General features: G+C 36.9%; 25 protein-coding genes. 17 read left to right on the top strand and 8 right to left on the bottom strand.

Annotation, left to right across the window (positions count from 1 at the left end):
* Position 1: 1 nt before the first annotated feature.
* The gene (locus QUD79_RS09535; RefSeq protein ID WP_184422627.1) at positions 2-187 is read right to left on the bottom strand and encodes a hypothetical protein; all 186 of its coding nucleotides are present in this window, start codon (positions 185-187) and stop codon (positions 2-4) included.
* A gap of 468 nt (positions 188-655) precedes the next feature.
* Between QUD79_RS09535 and fdhD the strand changes: the two genes are divergently transcribed.
* The 7 genes from fdhD to QUD79_RS09500 all read left to right on the top strand — a co-directional run bounded on the left by fdhD (position 656) and on the right by QUD79_RS09500 (position 6,044).
* Positions 656-1,507 (top strand): formate dehydrogenase accessory sulfurtransferase FdhD, encoded by an 852-nt coding sequence (gene fdhD / locus QUD79_RS09530; RefSeq protein WP_184422625.1) that lies wholly within the window; start codon positions 656-658, stop codon positions 1,505-1,507.
* An 89-nt stretch (positions 1,508-1,596) separates the two neighbouring features.
* Entirely contained in the window at positions 1,597-2,655 is a 1,059-nt protein-coding gene (locus tag QUD79_RS09525) for a zinc-binding dehydrogenase (protein WP_184422623.1), read from the top strand.
* A gap of 91 nt (positions 2,656-2,746) precedes the next feature.
* The gene (locus QUD79_RS09520; protein ID WP_246454873.1) at positions 2,747-3,307 is read left to right on the top strand and encodes an EamA family transporter; all 561 of its coding nucleotides are present in this window, start codon (positions 2,747-2,749) and stop codon (positions 3,305-3,307) included.
* A complete protein-coding gene (locus QUD79_RS09515) occupies positions 3,288-3,572 on the top strand; it encodes a hypothetical protein (protein WP_246454872.1) in 285 nt (94 codons plus the stop codon). The genes QUD79_RS09520 and QUD79_RS09515 overlap by 20 nt, the downstream gene beginning before the upstream one ends.
* A gap of 309 nt (positions 3,573-3,881) precedes the next feature.
* The gene (locus QUD79_RS09510) at positions 3,882-4,364 is read left to right on the top strand and encodes an FKBP-type peptidyl-prolyl cis-trans isomerase (RefSeq protein ID WP_184422621.1); all 483 of its coding nucleotides are present in this window, start codon (positions 3,882-3,884) and stop codon (positions 4,362-4,364) included.
* 103 nt (positions 4,365-4,467) lie between these two features.
* Positions 4,468-4,620 carry a hypothetical protein gene (locus tag QUD79_RS09505; protein ID WP_184422619.1) on the top strand — a complete coding sequence of 51 codons (153 nt, stop codon included), beginning with the start codon at positions 4,468-4,470 and terminating at the stop codon, positions 4,618-4,620.
* A gap of 113 nt (positions 4,621-4,733) precedes the next feature.
* Positions 4,734-6,044 (top strand): amidohydrolase family protein, encoded by a 1,311-nt coding sequence (locus QUD79_RS09500; RefSeq protein WP_184422617.1) that lies wholly within the window; start codon positions 4,734-4,736, stop codon positions 6,042-6,044.
* A gap of 55 nt (positions 6,045-6,099) precedes the next feature.
* On the opposite strand, the gene QUD79_RS09495 is transcribed toward QUD79_RS09500, so the two are convergent.
* Positions 6,100-6,597, bottom strand: coding sequence for a helix-turn-helix transcriptional regulator (locus QUD79_RS09495; protein ID WP_184422615.1), 498 nt, complete (start codon positions 6,595-6,597; stop codon positions 6,100-6,102).
* Between the two features lie 105 nt (positions 6,598-6,702).
* Between QUD79_RS09495 and QUD79_RS09490 the strand changes: the two genes are divergently transcribed.
* The 3 genes from QUD79_RS09490 to QUD79_RS09480 are packed head-to-tail and all read left to right on the top strand — an operon-like array spanning position 6,703 to position 11,194.
* Positions 6,703-7,824 (top strand): efflux RND transporter periplasmic adaptor subunit, encoded by a 1,122-nt coding sequence (locus QUD79_RS09490; protein WP_189379410.1) that lies wholly within the window; start codon positions 6,703-6,705, stop codon positions 7,822-7,824.
* Positions 7,825-10,902, top strand: a complete 3,078-nt coding sequence (locus tag QUD79_RS09485) for an efflux RND transporter permease subunit (protein ID WP_184422612.1) — start codon at positions 7,825-7,827, stop codon at positions 10,900-10,902.
* On the top strand, positions 10,892-11,194 hold the full coding sequence (locus QUD79_RS09480) for a DUF3240 family protein (protein ID WP_184422610.1): 303 nt from the start codon (positions 10,892-10,894) through the stop codon (positions 11,192-11,194). Before QUD79_RS09485 ends, QUD79_RS09480 begins: the two co-directional genes overlap by 11 nt.
* A gap of 84 nt (positions 11,195-11,278) precedes the next feature.
* Here QUD79_RS09480 and tsaA read toward each other — a convergent pair whose 3' ends face one another.
* The 3 genes from tsaA to metG form a co-directional block, all read right to left on the bottom strand.
* Complete coding sequence (gene tsaA / locus QUD79_RS09475; protein ID WP_184422608.1) at positions 11,279-11,998, bottom strand: tRNA (N6-threonylcarbamoyladenosine(37)-N6)-methyltransferase TrmO; 720 nt, start codon at positions 11,996-11,998, stop codon at positions 11,279-11,281.
* A gap of 16 nt (positions 11,999-12,014) precedes the next feature.
* A complete protein-coding gene (gene rcsF, locus QUD79_RS09470; protein WP_184422606.1) occupies positions 12,015-12,389 on the bottom strand; it encodes an Rcs stress response system protein RcsF in 375 nt (124 codons plus the stop codon).
* 158 nt (positions 12,390-12,547) lie between these two features.
* Positions 12,548-14,584 carry a methionine--tRNA ligase gene (metG, locus tag QUD79_RS09465; RefSeq protein WP_184422604.1) on the bottom strand — a complete coding sequence of 679 codons (2,037 nt, stop codon included), beginning with the start codon at positions 14,582-14,584 and terminating at the stop codon, positions 12,548-12,550.
* Between the two features lie 139 nt (positions 14,585-14,723).
* Between metG and apbC the strand changes: the two genes are divergently transcribed.
* Together apbC and dcd are read left to right on the top strand one after the other, a co-directional pair.
* Positions 14,724-15,824: an iron-sulfur cluster carrier protein ApbC gene (apbC, locus tag QUD79_RS09460; protein ID WP_184422594.1), complete on the top strand. Its 1,101-nt coding sequence runs from the start codon at positions 14,724-14,726 to the stop codon at positions 15,822-15,824.
* 70 nt (positions 15,825-15,894) lie between these two features.
* Complete coding sequence (dcd, locus tag QUD79_RS09455) at positions 15,895-16,488, top strand: dCTP deaminase (protein WP_184422592.1); 594 nt, start codon at positions 15,895-15,897, stop codon at positions 16,486-16,488.
* Between the two features lie 26 nt (positions 16,489-16,514).
* Here dcd and QUD79_RS09450 read toward each other — a convergent pair whose 3' ends face one another.
* The 3 genes from QUD79_RS09450 to QUD79_RS09440 all read right to left on the bottom strand — a co-directional run bounded on the left by QUD79_RS09450 (position 16,515) and on the right by QUD79_RS09440 (position 17,393).
* Entirely contained in the window at positions 16,515-16,721 is a 207-nt protein-coding gene (locus QUD79_RS09450; protein ID WP_184422590.1) for an SRPBCC family protein, read from the bottom strand.
* Positions 16,722-16,732: 11 nt separating this feature from the next.
* A complete protein-coding gene (locus QUD79_RS09445; protein WP_184422588.1) occupies positions 16,733-17,032 on the bottom strand; it encodes an SRPBCC family protein in 300 nt (99 codons plus the stop codon).
* Positions 17,033-17,165: 133 nt separating this feature from the next.
* Positions 17,166-17,393: a hypothetical protein gene (locus QUD79_RS09440; RefSeq protein ID WP_184422586.1), complete on the bottom strand. Its 228-nt coding sequence runs from the start codon at positions 17,391-17,393 to the stop codon at positions 17,166-17,168.
* A gap of 197 nt (positions 17,394-17,590) precedes the next feature.
* Between QUD79_RS09440 and thrS the strand changes: the two genes are divergently transcribed.
* From thrS to QUD79_RS09415, 5 genes are all read left to right on the top strand, one after another.
* Positions 17,591-19,501: a threonine--tRNA ligase gene (gene thrS / locus QUD79_RS09435; protein WP_184422584.1), complete on the top strand. Its 1,911-nt coding sequence runs from the start codon at positions 17,591-17,593 to the stop codon at positions 19,499-19,501.
* Between the two features lie 39 nt (positions 19,502-19,540).
* Positions 19,541-20,104, top strand: coding sequence for a translation initiation factor IF-3 (gene infC / locus QUD79_RS09430; RefSeq protein WP_221435127.1), 564 nt, complete (start codon positions 19,541-19,543; stop codon positions 20,102-20,104).
* Between the two features lie 189 nt (positions 20,105-20,293).
* Positions 20,294-20,488: a 50S ribosomal protein L35 gene (rpmI, locus tag QUD79_RS09425; RefSeq protein ID WP_184422582.1), complete on the top strand. Its 195-nt coding sequence runs from the start codon at positions 20,294-20,296 to the stop codon at positions 20,486-20,488.
* 15 nt (positions 20,489-20,503) lie between these two features.
* The gene (rplT, locus tag QUD79_RS09420; protein ID WP_184422580.1) at positions 20,504-20,860 is read left to right on the top strand and encodes a 50S ribosomal protein L20; all 357 of its coding nucleotides are present in this window, start codon (positions 20,504-20,506) and stop codon (positions 20,858-20,860) included.
* Between the two features lie 353 nt (positions 20,861-21,213).
* Entirely contained in the window at positions 21,214-22,317 is a 1,104-nt protein-coding gene (locus QUD79_RS09415) for a phosphoribosylaminoimidazolesuccinocarboxamide synthase (RefSeq protein ID WP_184422578.1), read from the top strand.
* Positions 22,318-22,633 lie beyond the last annotated feature (316 nt).

The following is a 22,633-nucleotide window of genomic DNA, read 5'->3' as shown; positions in this document are numbered from 1 at the left end:
GCTAGATAAGAATAATTTCTATCGTTTTGTCTTTTAACTGCTCAATATATAAATGAGCTAATTCACTATTGCCAAAGTTTTGTTTAATATGCTTAGCAGCGAGTGCTTTTGACTTAGTTAATTTGGGGTCTTCACTTTTAATGAGAAATAACCAAGTATTGATTAATGAGGTTGGAATGTTTTTCATGATAGCTTCCTTGCGCTTACTATTGGTTGTTATTATAGCGCAAAGTCGAAATTAATATAAATAGTTAGGGCGTGTTGATCTTTGCTGTACATTTTTGCAGCGATTTATTTGGTGTTTATACAAGGCTGAACTTATGTAATGGGGTTGTTCCCCATAAATAAGTGAAAACGCCGTAGAAAAACCAAAGAGGAGCTGTCCTACGGATACGTTTAAACATGATTTACTTTTCGTTGCCTACACGGAAGTAGGTACTTAGCGTGAGCAGGACGCGGAAGCTGTGCCTACACGGAAGTAGGTACTTAGCGTGAGCAGGACGCGGAAGCTGTCTAGCTCATTTATGTAGAATACTACACTTTATTCGCTACGCCTCAATTAAATCATGTTTAATTCGTACAAAATTTGTACTCGAAAGATCAACACGCCCTAGTTAACTTTTATGTAATTATTTAACCCTTTAAAGAGTCTTTTTTGAAAAAAAACATTGAGCAAGTCAATAAAAAGGTACACACACTAAATTCCAACACTTTAGACAGTGATAAGGTGATCTGTGAGCAACCTTTGCAAATAAAACTGACATTTATATCTAAAGGAGTCATTTTAGACTCCTTAATTTATACAGTAACAATGAGAACGCCGGGTGATGAATCAGCACATATTACCGGATTGTTATTAGCAGATGGCGTTATTACAGATACAACTCAAATGATTAAGTTAATGCCAGAGAATGATGAAAACAATCAAAGCAATAGCTGGGAAGTTGAATTAGACAGCTCTCGCAAGGCAAGCTTAAAGTCAATTAATAAATACCAGCCAGCGTATAGTAGTTGTGGCCTCTGTGGTAACACATCGCTTCAATCACTTGAAATGAAAGTACTAACGCGACTACCTTCAAATAGACATTGGCTTAATAAGCGATTTATATTTACGGCTGAAAATGCTTTACTAAAAGAGCAATATTTACAAAAAATAACTGGAGGAGCACATAGTGCCGCGTTATTTGATCAAAACGGCCACATGATTGAAATTAAAGAAGATATAGGTCGTCATAATGCATTAGATAAATTAATTGGCCAAATAGCACTTACCAATACTGCTTTTAATTACAGTGAAAGTTACGTTGTTATTTCAAGCAGAGTAAGCTTTGAAATGATTCAAAAAGTATTAGTTGCGGGTATTCCTGTTCTTGTGGCTTTAGGTGCGCCTTCAGGGCTTGCAATAAAAGCAGCCAAACGTTTCAATTTAACCTTAATTGCTTTTTTAAAAGCTGATAGTTTTAATGTTTACCATGGAGAGTGGCGGCTAAAGTCTGACGATAAATAACTATTGCTGCTATCACGATGAAACCTAAATAAGCCGCTATTGTATTCATTATCAAGCAATACAACAAAACAATAATATGACCAAATAATATGACACAACAACAATTGACAGTTAACAATAAAGGCTTTGCGCTAGTACTTAGTGAAGATGAAAGTTTAACCTCTTCGCAGCGTCTTAATTTAATAGAGAAAGAAATACCGCCATTACAAATAGGCCAAGTATTGATAAAAATGTTAGCTAGCCCTGTAAACCCTTCGGATCTTGTTTATTTATTAGGTAAATATGGTTTAGCTCCACAAAACAATGCTTACTGTGGCTTTGAAGGGGTAGGAATTGTTATTGACGCTAATGCTGGTTTTTATGGTAAATGGTTAACAGGAAAGCGAGTTGCCATTTCTGCACAACCAGGTATAGATGGTGTCTGGGCAAAATATGCAATAACAAAAGCTAACTTTTGTTTACCAGTGAGAAAAGAAATTTCTGATGAGCAAGCTGCAACTTTAATTGTAAACCCTTGTACATCAGTATGTATGGTTGAACGAGCACAAGCGTTGGGCGCTAAGTCTATTGTTATAAATGCGGCAGCAAGCCAAGTAGGTAAAGGTGCTATTCGTTACGCAAAATTAGTGGGGATAAAAACAATTGCGACAGTAAGAAGCCAGACTAATGTTGATGTACTAACGGAGCTTGGTGCTGATCATGTGTTAAATACTGTTGATGAAGACTTCGACGAAAAACTTAACGCCTTAGCAACAGCGATTAATGCAACTGTTTTACTTGATGCCGTTGCAGCTGACGATACACCAAGAACGTTAAAAGGTATGCCAAAAGGTTCAACTGCAATAGTTTATGGTCGATTAACCGATACACATGATCCTATCGGTGGTCGATTTTCGGTTGCAGATGTTATTTTCAGAGATATTAAAATTGAAGGTTTTTGGTTAGCTACATACATAGGAAAAGCTAAACCTTGGCAGGTGCTAGCATTAAGCAATAAAGTTCAAAAGCTCTTTGCTTCTGGCGTGTTTAAAACTGATATTTATGCATCGGTTGGTTTTTCTGGTTTTGCAAAAGCGATAGATCATTACGCGGTTCACAAAAGTGATGGTAAAGTAATATTACGTCCTCATTTAGATGAAACAGTATAATCAAAAAATTTGGGGCGTAGTTTATTTAGCCCACAGTTAATAAACTAAAATATTATTCCCTATCGGCTCATTATTATTTAATAGCTGTTTAATGTTAACTGCACATACTAGACGCTCATTGGAAATTTGGATTGGATTTACCTTGCTTGCTGCTTTTATGCAGGCCGTACGTACCGCTGGTCAAAAAAAGTTATCAGTGCATTTAAATGCCATGGCAACAACGGGCGTACGTTATTTATATGCATTGCCTTTTGCAGTGCTCTATTTAGTATTTTTATTGGAGTATCGTCAACAATCTATTCCTGAACTTAATCCTCAATTTTTACAATATGCGCTAATTGCCTGTGTTATGCAGATTATAGGCATAGCGTGTTTAGTGGCAGCGTTTAAATATGGAAACTTTGCGGTGGCAACAAGTTTAGCGAAAACAGAAGCAATTCAAGTGGCAATTGTGGCGGCTTTAGTTTTTTCAGTTTCAATGAGCTTTTTAGGCTGGTTGTCGGTTGTCGGTTGTTATTGGCGTTGTCGGCGTTATTATTTTATCAAAGGTCAAGTTTACTACAAAAGATTTATTGCAAAACCCAGGTGCTGGTTTTGGCTTAGTCTCTGGTTTAGCATTAGCAATAACAACATTGCTTATTCGACAGTCTAGCTTAGCGCTTAATATCGACTTAATGGTTAGTGCTGCGGTAACTTTAGTTTTTATGATCACCGTACAATCTTTAATTTCAGTGGTTTATGTTTGGTTTCAAGACAAAAAACAATTATTACTGATGTTCATCCATTGGCGTTTGTGCTTATTTATTGGTATTACGAGTGTGCTGGGGTCAATTGGTTGGTTTACAGGGGCAAGTTATCAAAATGCGGCTTGCGTTAAAGCGCTTGGTCAAATTGAGTTTTTTTCACCTTGTTTTTAACCGATCGAATTTTTAAAGAAAAAATTACTGCGATGGAATATGTTAGGTATGGCGTTAATTATTGCGAGTGTCGTTATTTTATTACTTTAGGCGTAATTCTACTAGGGCGTGTTGTTCTTTTCTGTACGTTTTTGCAGCGATTTATTGGGTGATTATACAAGGCTGAACTTATGTAATGGGGTTATTCCCCATAAATAAGTGAAAATGCCGTAGAAAAACGCACAGTAGCCATTAATTACTTTGGCAGTGATAACATCTTTGCTAAACTTGCCGCATTAACCACTTATAGACAAGTAAATTGGATATTTAATGAAAATTACAGATAACAAAGTAGTGCAATTTCATTACAGGCTAAAAGATGAAGCAGGTACAGAAATAGAAAATTCCTACGAAAGTGAGCCATTAGCATATTTGCATGGTCATAAAAATATGATTGTTGGTGTAGAAAAAGCCTTAGCAGAAAAAGCTGCCGGCGATAAATTTTCGGTAACATTACAACCTGAAGATGCTTATGGTGAACGCCAAGAAGATGCAGTTCAACGTGTACCTGTTAAACATTTAATGGGCGCAACTAAGTGGAAACCGGGTATGACTGCGGTAATTAATACAGAGCAAGGCCAGCGCCAAGTAACCATTATTAAAGCGGGACGCTTTATGGTAACTGTTGATATCAACCCACCTTTGGCAGGAAAAGTGTTAACGTTTGACTTAGATGTTGTTGATGTTAGAGATGCCACAGAAGAAGAAATAGAGCATGGTCACGCACATGGCGTTGGTGGTCATCATCACTAAAAGTTTTATGTGGTAAAACCAATCTCACTAATTATGTGATCATTTCTACTGGTTAAAACAATCAACTACTGCGTTATTTATTTTATAATTAGAGCAGCTAGTTATGAAAATAAATGCCTTGTATTTGACTGTTTTCACTGCGTATAAAATAGATCACTTATTTAATGAAACTGGTATAACACTTATTTTCAAAGGCCAGTTTTTACTGGCCTTTTTTGTTTCTGCATCTGCTTCAATCGATAGCTTTTACCGTTAATTTATCTTCAATTGCTTAATAACTTTGATAGTGCATCAGTAATTGCTACTGTATTGTAAGTGGAATCGATACTGTGCAGATCAACAGACCCTAATAATAAAAAGTGAGGTTATATGAAGTTACTAAAGAATAATAAATTAAAAATTTCAGCTGCGTTAACATTAATGGCGTTAGCGGTTAATGCGTGGGCTGATACAAAAGTGATTCATGCGGGGGAGTTACTAACAGTTCCCGGCAGTAAGGCACTCTCAAAGCAAACATTAGTGATAAAAGATGGAAAAATATTACAAGTAAAGTCAGGCTTTATTAACCCGAAAGAAATAGCTGAAGATGCAACACTCATTGATTTATCTTCAAGTTTTGTTATGCCAGGCTTAATGGATATGCATGTGCATTTGCAAGGTGAACTTGGCCCAAGAAATGATAGTGAAACGTTAAAAATGTCATCGCAATTGATGCAAATGCGATCGCATATGTTTGCTATGCGTACACTCAATGCGGGCTTTACAACGGTACGTGATGTTGGTTCAAGTCCTCAAGAAATGTATGCTATGCGCGATGCAATAGATAATGGTTGGATGCAAGGGCCAACCATTATTGCAGCTGGTGGTGTTGGTATTACGGGAGGCCATGCAGATGTAAGTGGTGTAAGCCCTGAGTTGATGGAATTTCATGATGAAAGTAATAAAACAATTTGTAATGGGCCTTTTGATTGTCGCCGTGCCGCTCGTCATTCAATTAAGTATGGCGCAGACTTAATTAAAATTACTTCTACTGGCGGTGTATTAACAGATCGAGCAACGGGTACGGGCCAGCAAATGGAAATGGACGAGCTCAAAGAAGTTGTTTTAGCGGCTAAACGCATGGGAAGTAAGGTTGCAAGTCATGCACATCAGGAAGATGGTATTATTGCAGCACTTGAAGCAGGTGTAGCAAGCATTGAACATGGCACTTATGCTGGCAAAAAAGCCTATAAGCTTTTTAAAGAAACAGGCGCCTACCTTGTTCCTACCTTACTTGCTGGCGAAACAGTGCTACAAATGGCAAAAAATACCAATGTGTTATCTGAGTCACAAAAAGTAAAAGCGATTAAAGTTGGTACGGATATGAAAGGTAACTTTGCTAAAGCATATAAAGCCGGTGTTAAAATAGCGTTTGGCACCGACAGTGGCGTGTCTCAACATGGCACAAATGCACAAGAAGCCGTACTGATGTTTAACGCTGGCATGCCGGCAGCCGATATTATTAAATCAGCGACGGTAAATGCTGCTGATTTAATCGATAGAAGTAGTAGCCTAGGTACACTTGAGGTAGGGAAAATGGCTGATATTATTGCCACACATGGTAGCCCACTTAACAATATTGAAGAATTACTTGATGTTGATTTTGTAATGAAAGCTGGTGAGGTTATTAAGAGCAAATAAGTCTACTTTGACTTTAAAGGGTAGTAAAAACTATCTAAGCTTTATTTGCTGCCCTTTAATTTGTCACCATAAAATCTTCTAAAAACCAAGCTGCAAATTCATGACGACCTTGAACACTGGCTTTACTGTAAATAAGAGAAGCTTGTTGGCGAACTGTTTTTTCTTTAGTATTTCGTAAACCGCTTATTTCTTTAAAACTTAAGCCTTTCAATAATAGCATAGCCACTTCTTGTTCGCTTTTAGTTAATCCCCAACGTTCAAATTGCGAGTGAATTACTTCTGCATATTGAGTACGTGCATTGATCATTTCTGTTGAAATATTTTTAAGCTTGTCGTCTGAGATCATCAATTCATTTTTTAATTTGGCAACATTCGATGATTTTGCATAGATATCTTTAATTAAAAAGATAGCGCCAATACCAGAGACAATAACAATCAAGCTTTCAGAAAAAATATGCCAGGCAGGAACACCTAATGATATATCTGTTAATACATCAAAAAAATTAAGTACCATAATTATCATTAATATGGCAGCGATTACTCTGTCGTTCATTTTATTCTCTTTATTTCAAATGCTTATAATTACAATGGGCAAATGTACCATAGCAAAAATATTGACACATGTCTGATGAATTACCAAAAATAAAGGGTAAGATGGATGCATCTACCGTTAAAAGTTATCGATGTATTAACTATGTTAAATCTTATATTTAGTTGGAAATTTGTCACTACTACTCTTAGCACTACTGTCAATACGGCTTTATTAATTGTGTTATCACTTTTATTGAGTGTACATAATGTTAAAGCTAACGAAAATATACCTACAGTTTCTCTGTCCAGTCTTGGAGACTTTCAAACAGAGTTTACAACTATTGAGCCTGCAAATTTTCTTAACGGTCAAAGTTTAACAGGAAAAGTAACTTTTAGAACCGGTGAAAATTATTCAGTATCACTTCCTTTTGGCATACAAAAAATTAGTTATTTAGTAAAAAATGGTTCAACTGTCGGTAGAGGAGAAAAAATTGCCAAAATTGAAGGATATGAGGTACATCATTTCCTTGATGAATATGAATCTGTTAAAGCTATCTTCTCAGCATCAGAGTTGCATTATTTAACGAATAAACGTCATTTTAATGATAAAACTCTTAAAAGTTCAGAATGGCTAGCTATATCTCAAAGCTACTTTGATGCTAAACTCCAACTAGAGCACTTTAACCATCAATTGTCATTTTTAACAGTTGATGAAAATGAAAATGTGTATTTTATTAGCCCTGAAAATGGCATTGTTAGTTTAAAAAATGTAGAAAATAGTAAGTCTGTAAATGATTTAGCATTTGAAATTATTAATCCTGAATCTGTTAAGGTAGAAATACTTATCCCAATAAGCCAACAACAAAACCTTTCGCATTTTGTTGTGTCTTCAAATTGCCAATTAGTGATTAAAAACGTTGAGATGTTGGCCAATAAATACCACAGCAGGGTATGGGCAAGCCCAGCAACAAATAACTGTAATTTCAGGTTAGGACAAACGCTTACAGTATCACCCGTCTATCACTTTGCTGGATACAAAGTTCCTTCGTCATCAATATTCGAGTTTGAAAACCGTGATTTTATTGCGGTAAAAATAGTGGACAAATTACGCTTTTATCCACTAACTATTGCCAGCACTGATCAAGAAAATACGTATATTATTACTAATGAAGATATCAGCAATAAAGAAGTGCTAGCAAGCTCAGTAAGCATAGTTCAGGGCATTTTGCTCAAGTTAGGAGCAGAGTAAATGTTGAATCTCTTAATTAAGTTCTCCCTTACTCAGCGACTTTTTGTCAGCATATTTCTATTCATTGCTTTGTTTTTTGGTGCTAAGGCATGGTTGAGTATTCCAGTAGATGCATTTCCTGAAATTTCGCCTACTCAGGTTAAAATTGTACTGAAATTACCCGGAATGAATGCGGTAGAAATAGAGTCACAAGTTACTAGAATTATAGAAACCGAACTACTCGGTATTCCCTCGCAGGAAATGCTGCGCTCTACCACAAAATACTCGATTACTGATATTACCATTGACTTTAAAGAAGGCACTGATATTTATTGGGCTCGACAACAGGTTAATGAACGTTTAATGAGTGTGATGCCACTTTTACCTGCGAATATCAGTGGCGGAATCGCACCTATGAGCACGCCATTAAGTGAAGTATTTATGTTTACCGTTGATAACGATGATTTATCGTTAACAGCTAAGCGCGAAATACTTGATTGGCATATTCGCCCATTATTAAGGACTGTTGAGGGCGTTGCAGACGTTAATAGCTTAGGTGGCTTTGTGAAAACGTATGAGATAAAACCTGACGTGTTAGCAATGCAACAATACGGAATTAGTTTTGAAGAGATTGAGACCGCGGTTATTCAATCTAATAAAAATGGGGGGATAGGGCGCTTAATTAAAGGTAATGATGCCTTGATACTTCGTACTCAAGGTAAGTTTGAAAACATAGAATCAATTGGGCAAACCGTTATTAAAAGCGTTGATGGCAAGTTCATACAATTAAAAGATATTGCCTCTGTAGGTATTGGTGCTTTAACGCGTTATGGCGCTGTAACTAAAAACTCAGAAGAAGCAACTCAAGGGCTTATTATTGCGCTTAAAAACAGTAATACGGCTCAAGTTATTGACGATGTAAAAGTAAAATTAAAAGAAATTGAGTTATCTTTACCTGCGGGTACCACTATCAATGTATTTTATGACCGTTCAACATTAATTGACACTGCTATAACAACCATTACTAGTGCATTAGCACAAGCGGTAATTTTAGTGATTGTTTTACTGGCAATATTTTTAGGAGATATTCGTTCATCGCTTGTTGTGTCGCTGTCTTTACCTATGTCAGCGCTACTGACTTTTATTTTGATGAAGTACTTTAACCTGTCAGCCAATTTAATGAGTTTAGGAGGCTTAGTTATCGCAATAGGTATGTTAGTTGACGCTTCAGTTGTTATTGTTGAAAATATTTTAAATCGACTTGCCTTAAATCAAAATTCGCCTCGTTTGCATGTAATTTATCGTGCTTGTAAAGAGGTTGCTACACCTGTATTTTCAGGTACGCTAATTATTATTATTGTATTTTCTCCTTTACTTACCTTGTCAGGTTTAGAAGGTAAATTATTTACCCCTGTCGCATTAACGATTGTTTTTGCAATGATCAGTGCTTTGTTATTGTCGTTAACAATTATACCTATACTCGCCTCATTTTTATTAAAAGCGGGTCCGGTAGCACAGCCCCGACTCGTGCTATTTCTTCAGAAAATTTACGGTAAAACGCTCGAAAGTGCGATACAAAAACCTAAAATGTTAATCATGGTTGGGGTTTTGTTTCTTGTTGTTAGTATTTTTCTGGTTCAGCAATTAGGCAAAAGTTTCATGCCGGTTCTAGATGAGGGCGATATTATTGTGCAGCTTGAAAAGTCACCTAGTATTTCATTGCCTGCATCTATCGATATCGATAAACAAATTGAAAAAGCTTTATTAGCTCAAACACCAGAACTTGTTCAGATTGTTGCACGAACGGGTTCTGATGAACTTGGACTTGACCCTATGGGATTAAACGAAACAGATGTTTTTATGGAACTCGCTCCGAAAGAGCAGTGGCGATTTAATACTAAAGCAGAGTTAATTGAAGATATTCGTCAAACCTTAAAGCGCTTCCCAGGGATAAATGTTGGTTTTACACAACCCATACAGATGCGAGTTTCTGAAATGCTAACAGGAGGTACAGGTGATATATCAATAAAAATTATCGGTAACGATATCAGTGTACTAGCGGACCTTGCGAAGAAGGTGTCAGCACTAGCTGAAAAAACTAGGGGCGGCACTGATGTACAAATGGCAATTATTGAAGGCGGTAAATTTGTTAATATAACGCTTATTCCGGAAGTGGCTAGCCAATTTGGTTTAACTATCGAGACATTAAGTCATTACTTAACGTCACAAATTGAAGGGTTACAAGTATCAAGCTTACTCGAAGGCAATAAATCAATACCTATTATGTTCAATGGCCTTAAGCAGAGTACTGAAAATACTAATACAATTAACTCTATAAATGCGTTGAAGTCGCAGTTAATTTTAATGCCTAACAATCAATTAATACCACTTGAAGAAGTTGCACAAGTAAGCTTTCAAACGGGGCCTTTATTAATAGAACGAGAGAAAGGAAATAGATTCGCCTCCGTGAGTGTTAACGTGATTAATCGTGACGTGGTGGGTTACGTTGAAGATCTTAGTAACCAAATTAAAAATACAATTAACTTACCCACCGGTTATTCGCTTTCATTTGGTGGAGAGTTTGAAAGCCAGCAAAGAGCCACTAATAACCTATTATTACTGATACCTATCGCGTTAGGGCTGATTTTTATTATTCTATTTACTACCTTCAATTCAATAGCTAAGTCAGGTTTGATTATAGCTAATATTCCTTTTGCTTTAGTTGGCGGTATTATTGGTTTATACATTACAGATGAATATTTATCAGTACCTGCCTCTGTTGGTTTTATTGCGCTATTGGGAATTGCTGTTCTTAACGGTATTGTAATGATAAGTTACTTTGAACAAACTAAAATGTTTGCCACTGACATTACACGTCGAGTAATTGATGGAGCCATACGTCGCTTAAGGCCTGTACTGATGACTGCCACAACTGCAATGTTTGGCTTATTACCTCTCGTTTTTGCAACTGGCCCAGGTGCAGAAATTCAAAAGCCATTGGCCATTGTTGTGATCGGTGGCTTAGTCACCTCTACGTTTACCACACTGTACTTATTACCAATTTTTTATTGTTGGTTGGAGCAAAGAAATGCCAGATAATATAATTTTTTTTCTTAATGCACCTAAAAGCCTAGAAGATGAGGTTATTGATATACTTATGAGCTTTTCAGATATATCAGGCTTCAATTTGAAGGAAATTAATGGCTATAGTAAAAAACATAGCCTGTTTGATATTGCTGAGCAAGTTGAAGGCTTTCGCTCATTTTGCCAATTTGAAGTTTTGCTCCCTAGTCACCTATTACCAGAATTAAAAAGGCTACTTACTCCTATTTGCCAACCTGCGAGGTTAAAATATTGGACCACAGCTGTGGTTGAAAAAGGTCATTTTTAGTATTGTTAACTGCCACTAGTACATTATTAATGTGCTTTATTAAATGAACTATTTTATACACAGAAAAAGCAGCTATATAGCCTGTTAGATTGGAATGATATCAGTTACTTGAATTTGGTTGTTAGAATCTACATGCCACAAAATATTAAACTGATACAGTGCAATACCATACACTTTACTGTCTATTTGTTGTTTTTTATAAGCTGGGCGAGGATCTTGAGCTAACACTTGGCTAATTAACAGCTCAAGCTGAGGATACAAGCTTTGCTGTTGCTCAATTACCTGTTGTGCTTGCTCGCTAAAGCGTACATTTAACAACTCTGTAGGCGCGGTGTGAGCAAAGCCAGCATCTGCTGAACTTATAGCGTCTGAGTAGGGGATATAGGGTTTTATATCGAGTATTGGTGTTTGATCTAATAAGTCTAAGCCCGAAATATGTAGTATTACTTGTTGCTGCTTAACGGTTATTTCGTTTAAAGCAACCACCGACATACCAATAGGGTTAGGCCTGAAGGTGGATCGAGTTGCCAACACCCCCATTTTTTTATTACCGCCTAGCCTTGGTGGTCTAACTAAGGGCTTCCACCCTTGAGTTTGTGTACCGTGAAACACGAAAATCAGCCAAATATGACTAAACTGCGCTAAACCTCTCACTAAGTCTTGGTGGTTGGCATCGTTGAGTAAGGTTATAGTACCTTGAGCAGCACTTACTAGCCCTGGCTGGCGAGGAATGGCAAACTTTTCTTTATAGGGTGAATTGACTAATCCAATTGGTGCAAAATTGAAAGAAGATGGCTCTGTCATTATCAGTTGCTACTAACTACTTAGGCTGTTGAATAATGTAAGCTTTTGCATAACAAACTCTTGTTGCGATACATTGCTTATCTGCTTCGTTATTGGTGATCAAAGTGCAAGAAGTGAAAAGTACGGCATTAGCATTCATTGTTATAGCATTCTTTCTGGTATCTGTTCTCGCGTCTATTTCATTAGGGAGTTCATGGTGAGCTTTTAGTTGGCAAGACTGACCTTCAACAAGACCAATATATTTATAAGGCTTTGGCAACTCAGACTCATCTTTTATAATGCTAACTTTACCTACTGAAAAATACTCTCGAAAGTTTTCAGGATCAAGATTGCTATTAACGGTTATATTTTGAGAACAACTACTAATGGCTAAAATTAATAGCCCAATCATGGTTAGTTTCTTTGTGATGCACATTATCATTAATTAGTACCAAACTTATTGTTAAGATAAAAAAGGCAATGAATATCATTGCCTTTTTTAATTGTTAATGACAGTAGGGCATGTTGACCCTAATCGTTAAATATAATGAAGCTTAACCAGAATTCAGGTTATTTAACTCGCATACCAGGCTGTGCGCCTTCATCAGGATTGAGTATCCACAAGTCTTTACCGCCAGGTCCAGCAGCTAATACCATACCTTCTGACATACCAAAGCGCATTTTACGAGGGGCAAGGTTAGCTACCATTACCGTATGCTTACCAATTAAGTCTTCAGGTTGATAGGCCGATTTTATACCAGCAAATACTTGGCGAGTTTCTCCACCAAGGTCTAATTCAAGTCTTAATAGTTTGTCGGCTTTTTCAACATGCTCAGCATTAATGATTTTGGCAATGCGTAAATCAATTTTAGCAAAATCATCAAACTGAATTTCTTCGCTGATAGGATCGTCAGCCAATGGTCCTGTTGCGACTGTTTTACTGTCAGTTTCTAACAAGTTTTCTTTTGAGTCTTCGATCATCGCATTTACTTTATCCATGTCAACTCGTTGTAATAATGCTTTAAACTTATTAATTTTATGGTTGGTTAATAGTGTTTTATGGCCATCCCATAATAACTCATCGTTAAGAAATTCTTCTGTACTCTTTGCTAGCTGAGGAATAACTGGCTTTAAGTAAATCATGATTATACGAAATAAATTAATACCAAGAGAGCAAATATCTTGTACTTCTTGCTGCTTAGTTTCATCTTTTACTAATTGCCATGGTTCTTTCACTGCAATGTATTCATTTACTTTATCAGCAAGCGCCATTACTTCACGCATTGCGCGAGAAAACTCGCGGGCTTCGTAATATGATGCAATGGTGTCACCCGCATTCATTACTTCATCAGCTAATGCTTGATTTTCAATGGTTGTTGATAACATGCCATCAAAACGTTTGGTAATAAAACTGGCACAACGTGAAGCAATATTAACAACCTTACCAACAAGATCAGAGTTTACGCGTTGCGCAAAATCCTCTAGGTTTAAATCTAGATCGTCAATACGGCTTGTTAACTTAGCGGCGTAGTAGTAACGTAAATATTCAGGGTTTAGATGATCTAAGTAGGTACGCCCTTTTATAAACGTTCCTTTAGACTTAGACATTTTCGCACCATTAACGGTAACAAAGCCGTGAGCGAAAACAGATGTTGGTTTTCTAAAACCTGCGCCTTCAAGCACTGCTGGCCAAAACAAGCTATGGAAATAAATAATGTCTTTACCAATAAAGTGATAAAGCTCAGCGTCAGAGTTTTCATTCCAAAAACTGTCAAAATCTATGCTACTGTTTTTATTGCATAGGTTTTTAAAACTACCAATGTAACCAATAGGAGCATCTAACCAAACATAGAAAAATTTGCCAGGAGCACCTGGAATTTCAAAACCAAAATAAGGCGCGTCTCGGCTAATATCCCACTGTTTTAAACCTTGCTCAAACCATTCTGAAAGCTTATTTGCCATTTCTTCTTGTAATGCGCCACTGCGTATCCAGTCTTTTAGCATGCCTTCAAAGGCCGGAAGGTCAAAAAAGTAATGCTCTGAATCTTTAAGTATTGGTGTGGCACCTGAAACTACTGAACGAGGGTTAATCACTTCTGTTGGCGAATAAGTAGCACCACAATTGTCACAGCTATCACCATTTTCGTCTTCACTTTTACATTTTGGACAAGTGCCTTTTACGAAGCGGTCGGGTAGAAACATACCTTTTTCAGGATCATAAAGCTGAGAAATGGTACGTGTTTTAATATGCCCTTTGTCATGTAAACGCTTGTATATCTCTTCTGAAAACGCTTTGTTCTCTTCGCTGTGTGTAGAATGATAGTTATCAAAGCTGATGAGAAAGTCACTAAAGTCAGCCATGTGCTCTTCACGTACACCCGCGATCATATCTTCGGGTGTTACACCTAGCTCTTGTGCTTTAAGCATAATTGGCGTGCCATGTGCGTCATCAGCACAAACGAAGTAGGTTTCATGGCCACGCATTCGCTGAAAGCGTACCCAAATATCTGTTTGAATATGCTCTAATAAATGACCCAAATGAATTGAACCATTGGCATAAGGAAGGGCGCATGTAACTAAGATTTTACGTTTATCTACTGATTGCATACAAGTCTCTAACGCTGACTAAAAATTAAGGTGGTAATTATGGGGGGAATGGTACAGAATTTATGATAACTTTTCATTAATAATTGTTGGCTTTTAGTGGCAATTAGTAATTTAACTCGATAACCGATGTTTTAAAATTATGTTTTCCAAATTATTTTCAAGTAAATCTCCATCTGACGAGCACAGCAAAACAATTCGCGACTTTTATCAAACGTATCAAAGCGACATTTTTCCTAAGGGTATTGCTGCAGTAACTGAATTAACCAAATTATCCGTTAAAAATAGTAATATTGTTTTATCAATTACAGTACCTTTTCCTTGTTTGGGCGAGTTAGCTATTTTTGCAGAGCAACTTTTAGCAAAGCATGAAATCTCGGTATTGATTGATGCAGAAGTAAAAATGATAAAAGTAAAAGAGCATGCAATTGAAGGTATTACCAATATAATTGCTATTTCTTCTGGAAAAGGAGGTGTAGGCAAGTCAACAACTGCGGTTAATCTTGCTTATGCATTACAAGAAGAAGGCGCGAATGTTGGTATTTTAGATGCCGATATTTACGGCCCATCTATCCCTAAAATGCTTGGTCTTGCAGGGCAGCGACTATCATCAATCGACGGTAAAAAAATGCAACCACTTGAGTCTGGTGGCCTAGCGGCTATGTCGATAGGTTTTTTAACCGATGAAAATGACGCTACCATTTGGCGAGGCCCTATGGCTAGTCGTGCATTTGGACAGTTATTAAATGAAACTGCATGGCCTGATCTTGATTATTTAATTGTTGATATGCCTCCAGGCACAGGTGATATTCAATTAACCTTAGCCCAACAAGTACCTGTTGCAGCAGCAATAGTGATAACTACGCCGCAAGATATTGCATTAAACGATGCAGTAAAAGGCTTAGCCATGTTTAAAGAAGTTAACGTACCTGTATTAGGTATTATTGAAAATATGAGCTATCACATTTGTAAAAATTGCGGAGATAAAAGCCATTTATTTGGCCAAAATGGCGGTGAAAAAATTGCAAATCAATTTAACAGTCAGTTACTAGGACAGTTACCGCTCGATATTAGTATTTGCGAGAGCGCGGAGCAGGGCAATTCACAAGTACTAGAAAATAGCACTGGCGAAGTAGCACTTCAATACCGTAGAATAGCTGCAAAAGTAGCCTCGGGGTTATTTCATCAGTTTGATAAACGCAGCCCTTTAACCAGTGAAATATTGATAAAAACTGTCGATTAGTCGCTAGGACTGTTTTAGCAATAACTTTATTAAAAAAGTTATTAGTAATAATGAGATAAGAAGAACAACAATGAGATTGTGTGATAAAGACATTGAGAGTTTACTTGAACAGGGTAAAATAATTATTGACCCAAAGCCTGATAGCTCAATGATTTCAGGGGTTAGTGTTGATATTCGTTTAGGTAACGAATTTCGAGTATTTCAAGACCATACAGCACCCTATATAGATCTTAGTGGCCCTAAAGAAGAGATGCAAAAAGCGATGGACTCAGTAATGAGTGATGAAATAGTCATTCCTGATGGCGAAGCATTCTTTTTACACCCTGGGGAGTTAGCATTAGCTGTTACTTATGAGTCTGTTACTTTGCCCGACGATATTGTTGGCTGGTTAGACGGTCGTTCATCTTTAGCGCGCTTAGGCTTAATGGTACACGTTACCGCTCATAGAATAGATCCAGGTTGGTCAGGACAAATTGTTTTAGAATTTTATAACAGTGGTAAATTACCACTTGCACTAAGGCCTAAAATGAAAATAGCAGCGCTTAACTTTGAAACAATGTCTTCAAGTGCTTTACGCCCATATAACAAACGTAACGACGCAAAATACAAAGGACAAATGGGAGCGGTTGCAAGTCGTATTAGTGAAGACGATAGGTCTAATTAACCTAAACTGCTAGAACAGCATAACGCTTAATGTGGTTTGTCTAAGACACCCGAAAATTTAGCATTAATATTTTGTAATGTGTTTAACGTGCTTTTTAATAAATATTTATTGGCTAACCACATAGGGAAACGACTTTTAGGATCAATAACAAATTGATAAGTCACATTGATTTTATCGTTGGTATTATCGTCGGTAGTATTCTCTATTAACCAGTGGGCTTTATGTACATTCATTAATGTTGTGTTTAAAACAATAAAGTTGGGTCAAGTTGCTCTCCTTGATCAATAATGGTGATCAGTGTTTTATCAGCATTTAGTTTTATTGTTTTATACTTAACCACCATTTGTCTTCTTTTACTAATAAAAACTGATTTAAACTGAAACATAATAATAGCATCGCCTTTCGAACTCGTACTCTGTTTAATCTGCTGAGTATTATCAAACCAGCTCGTCATCTGCTGTGTATCATTTAAAAAAGCTAAAAACTCTTTATCGGTTGTGTTAACAGAAATTTCCGCTTTAACCTCAATTAATACCAGTTTCATTAATTAAGTGATCTATTTTATGCGCAGAGAAAACAGTCAAATACAAGGCATTTATTTTTATAACTAGTTGTTCTAATTATAAAATAAATAACGCAGTAGTTGATTGTTTTAACCAGTAGAAATGATCACATAGTTAGTGAGATTGGTATAAATCCTTAAACATAGCAGGTCGTTGGCTAACTTTGATAGTTGGTGTTTCATACCAAGTTTGCCATTGCGCTTGATTGAAAGATTTTTCATACAAATGCTTTTCTTTTAATGCTTGTTCAGCAGTTACTGTTTGAGCATTAGCACTGGCGGTCACGCCTAAAATTAATGAAAAGAAAATAGCTGATAAAGTTAATGCTAATATAGTTGTCATAATTCTCTAGTTGATAATAAATAATGCAAGTTAGTTGATTGCAATTTTACTGATTTTACCCTATATTCTCTCGCCATTATATTATTTGATAAGTTACTTTGTTTTCCCTTTAGTAATCATTATTAAAATCTGACTCAATAAACGAAAAAATAACAAGCGTCGCTTGGTATGCGCTGCCACTGTTTAAAGGAAAAATCATGCCTGTAATTACTCTCCCTGACGGAAGTCAACGTTCTTTTGAAAATGCCATTTCTGTGATGGATGTTGCGCTAGACATAGGTCCAGGCTTAGCCAAGGCGACCATCGCTGGTCGTATTAATGGCGAGCTTGTTGATGCCTGTGAACTAATCACTGCTGATGCTAATTTGCAATTAATTACAAGTAAAGACAGTGAAGGCTTAGAAATTATTCGTCATTCTTGTGCGCATTTATTAGGGCATGCGATTAAGCAACTTTACCCCAATGTGAAAATGGCAATTGGTCCAACGATTGAAAATGGTTTTTATTATGACGTTGATCTAGACGAAGCTATTTCAGAAGATGACTTAGTTAAACTTGAAAAACGCATGACAGAGTTAGCACGTACAGGATACGAAGTTGTTAAGAAAACAGGCTCTTGGCAAGATGCTTACGACGCTTTTAGTGAACGTGGCGAAACCTACAAATTAGAGATTCTTGACCAAAACATAGAAAAATCTGATACCCCAGCGTTGTATCATCATCAAGAATATATTGATATGTGTCGTGGGCCTCATGTACCGAGCATGAGACATTGCCACCATTTTAAATTAATGAAAGTAGCTGGCGCTTATTGGCGTGGTAAATCAGATAATAAAATGTTGCAGCGTATTTACGGCACAGCATGGGCTGATAAAAAGCAACTTAAAGCCTATATCGTTCGCTTAGCAGAAGCTGAAAAGCGCGATCATCGTAAAATTGGAAAAACATTAGACTTGTTTCATTGGCAAGAAGAAGCACCCGGTATGGTGTTTTGGCATAACGATGGCTGGACAATTTATACTGAATTAGAAAAGTTCGTTCGTGAAAAATTGCGTGAATATGATTACGACGAAGTTAAAGCGCCAATGATGATGGATAGAACGCTTTGGGAAAAATCAGGACATTGGGACAAATATGCAGACGGCATGTTTACCACTGAATCTGAAAAGCGTGAATACGCAATAAAACCAATGAACTGTCCAGGCCATGTACAAATATTTAACCAAGGCTTAAAATCGTACCGCGATTTACCCCTACGTATTGCTGAATTTGGTTGTTGTCATCGTAATGAGCCGTCAGGTTCATTACATGGCTTAATGCGTGTACGTGGTTTTACCCAAGATGATGCACATATTTTCTGCATGGAATCACAAGTGCAGGCGGAAGTAACCAAATGCATTGAAATGGTTTACGACGTATATGGCTCATTTGGTTTTGAAGATATTATTGTTAAGCTTTCAACACGCCCAGAAAATCGCATTGGTAGTGACGAAATATGGGATAAAGCCGAAGCTGGGCTTGCTCAGGCGCTAACTGACAGCGACATTAAATTTGAATATCTTCCAGGTGAAGGCGCTTTCTATGGTCCTAAAATTGAATTTACTTTAATGGATTGTTTAGGAAGAGCGTGGCAATGTGGTACAGTACAACTAGATTTTGCATTACCAGAGCGTTTAGGTGCAACTTATGTTGGTGAAGATAACGAACGTTACATTCCAGTAATGATCCATAGAGCCATTTTAGGTTCACTTGAACGTTTTATCGGCATTTTGATTGAAGAATATTCAGGGAAATTTCCAACTTGGTTGTCACCAGTTCAAGCAACGGTAATGAATATTACTGATAAACAGGGTGAATATTGTGAAAAAGTTGTTAAAAAACTAAAAGAAAATGGATTTAGAGCAAAACTAGACTTGAGAAATGAGAAAATAGGCTTTAAAATCCGCGAGCACACATTAAAGCGTGTTCCATATTTGTTAGTTGTAGGCGACAAAGAAATGGAAAGTGGTGAAATTGCAGTTCGCACACGCGGTGGTGAAGATTTAGGTAAAATGTCGGTTGAAGACTTTATCGCGAAATTAGGCGAAGAGGTTAGCTCTCGTAGCTAAGTTCTTGTTCAAGTAACGGGCGTTAGTAATTTTAGTTCTTTGGAGGAACAGACTATTAAGAATGGTCAAAAAGGCGGGCAATCAGAGCCAGCACATCGTTTAAATGAGTTAATCACAGGAATTCCTGGTAACGAAGTACGTTTAATTAAGTTTGACGGCGAACCAGGTGGTGTAGTTACATTAAATGAAGCTATGGACCAAGCAGAGGAAGCAGGAGTTGATCTTGTAGAAATTAGCCCAACAGCTAAGCCTCCTGTTTGTCGTGTTATGGACTATGGCAAGTTTCTTTACGAAAAAAGTAAAGAACAAAAAGAACAACGCAAAAAGCAGAAACAAATACAGGTCAAGGAAATAAAATTCCGTCCTGGTACAGATGAAGGCGATTATCAAGTGAAATTACGTAGCTTGAAACGCTTTTTAGAGGATGGCGATAAAGTTAAAGTGACTTTACGCTTCCGTGGTCGCGAAATGGCCCACCAAGAACTCGGTTTAGAGCTTTTGACTCGTGTTAAAAACGATTTAGAAGAACTAACAGTAGTTGAGTTTTTCCCTCGTAGAGCGGAAGGGCGTCAAATGGTGATGGTTTTAGCGCCAAAAAAATAATCAATAATTGGTATATGCAAGTAGTTAACAGCTTAGGCTGTTAACTCACCATTATTGTTTTTAACCGGTAATTTTAGGCTTGAAAGTAAAATCTCTTTATTATTAAGCTGATTTTCGCCTAAATTGCTAAATTTCAATGGCAACACTCAACTAATTTATTAGTTAAGTGTGAATGTGGAGTAATATTCAATGCCTAAAATGAAAACTAACAAAGGTGCTGCAAAGCGCTTTAAAAAGACAGCCTCTGGCTACAAATATAAACAAGCTGGCCTTCGTCATATTTTGACTAAGCGCCGTACTAAAGTTAAGCGTCATCTTCGTGCTAAAAGCATGATCGCCGCAGCTGACATTAAGTCAGTTAAAAAACTTTTACGTCACGGTTAATAGGAGAGATATACAATGGCAAGAGTAAAACGCGGTGTTGTAGCACGCGCACGTCATAAAAAAGTTCTAAAGCAAGCTAAAGGTTACTACGGTGCCCGTAGTCGCGTTTATCGCGTTGCTTTTCAAGCTGTAACTAAAGCTGGCCAATATGCTTACCGTGACCGTCGTCAACGTAAGCGTCAATTCCGTCAACTTTGGATTGCTCGTATAAATGCGGCAGCTCGTCAAAATGGTTTATCTTACAGCCGTTTCATTAATGGTCTTAAAAAGGCTTCTATTGAAATCGATCGTAAGATCCTAGCTGATATCGCAGTATATGATAAAGCAGCTTTCTCTGTATTAGTTGAAAAAGCGCAAGCTTCTTTAGCATAATCGAGATGACTAATTGAGAAAAGGACGCCTAGGCGTCCTTTTCTGCTTTAATTTTTAATTAAAGTCGCTTTAAAAAGTGATTTTAGTTAAATAACCTGAGTTCTGGATAACGGATGTACGAGTAACACCGGAAAAACTATATTTTTCAATTGCTTGTTATAAATTAATCGTATTGCTTATGTAGTTATATATCAATGTTATAAGTTTTGAGTGAATCAAGGCAAGTTTGCGTACCTAATAGCGAGCTATTAGTAGCAAATTTAACGCAGATACGCGCAAAAATCGTGACATTGACGTGTATAGCTTATCCAGAATTCAGGTTAAATAATAAACTTAACTATAGAGTATAACTTATGAGCCTTGCTGATAAAGTGCTTGCAGTAAATAATGATCTTCCAATCCGTACAAATAAACCTGTACACAGTGGTAAAGTTCGCTCTGTCTATTGGCTAACTGAAGAAGATAGTCGTCGCTTAATTGAAGAAAAAAAATACAATGTACCTACGAACACGCCATTAGCAATTATGGTGATAAGTGATCGTATTTCTGCTTTCGATTGTATTTGGAAAGGCGAAGGCGGTATGCGTGGTGTGCCAGGGAAAGGGGCAGCACTTAATGCTATTTCTAACCACTGGTTTAAGCTCTTTAAAGCGCAAGGATTAGCTGATAGTCATATTCTTGACATCCCACATCCATTTGTTTGGATAGTTCAAAAAGCTCAACCGGTAATGATCGAAGCAATTTGTCGGCAATATATTACGGGATCAATGTGGCGTTCTTATGTGAAAGGTGAAAGAAACTTTTGTGGAATAGAGTTACCAGAAGGACTTAAGAAAGATAGTAAGTTGCCTCAATTACTGCAAACACCTTCCACTAAAGGTATTTTAGAGGGTATTCCTGGCGTGCCAGCAGTTGATGATGTAAATATTACTCGTAAAAACATAGAAGATAATTATCAAGCATTTAATTTTAAGGCAAAAGACGACATAGCCTTATATGAAAAGCTATTAACAGAAGGCTTTAATGTTATTGCTAATGCGCTGGACCAGTTAGATCAAATTTTTGTTGATACTAAGTTTGAGTTTGGTTACGTAAAAGATAAAGCCGGAAACGACAAACTTATTTATATGGATGAAGTGGGTACGCCAGATTCATCGCGTATTTGGGACGGCGAACAATACCGTAATGGTAACGTTGTAGAAAATTCTAAAGAAGGTTTCCGTCAGTTATTACTTAATCATTTTCCTGATCCAGATATTCTGTTAAATAAAGACAGAATGGATGAGCGTAATGCCTTAGCTACCAATAATGAATTGCCATCGGAAGTATTAATGCAAGTGTCTAAAACTTACATTAATATAGCGGAAAAAATTACCGGTGAAAAAATTGTGTTAAGCGAAAACCCTAAAGCTGAAATTATAGAAATACTTAAAACACAATTCCAATTAATAAAGTAAATATTACAGCGACAGTTAATTTTTAGGTTATTTACTGTATTTTTTGCTTAGCAGTTGTATTTAAGGCTAATAGATAAGCCTTAAAACTAATATTGCCCAAATAAACCCTGCTTAAAAGCGGGGTTTGTTATGTTAAGGTCCCCAGTGTTAATCGGTAATTTCATCACGTAGTAGATCATCGCTTCGCCAGTAAAAATTAGCATCTAGTGAGTAATATTAATATTACATTGTTTGTAAAATTGGTTTAAAAGTTCAAAGTACGCCTACTTTCATCTAAATTGATACTTACAGTAGTATTAATAGCACTAACCCCTTA

The sequence above is a fragment of the Thalassotalea piscium genome (genome assembly GCF_030295935.1).
GTDB lineage: Bacteria > Pseudomonadota > Gammaproteobacteria > Enterobacterales > Alteromonadaceae > Thalassotalea_B > Thalassotalea_B piscium.
Note: the sequence above shows the minus strand (reverse complement) of the source record. Positions and strands in the feature narration are given on the sequence as shown.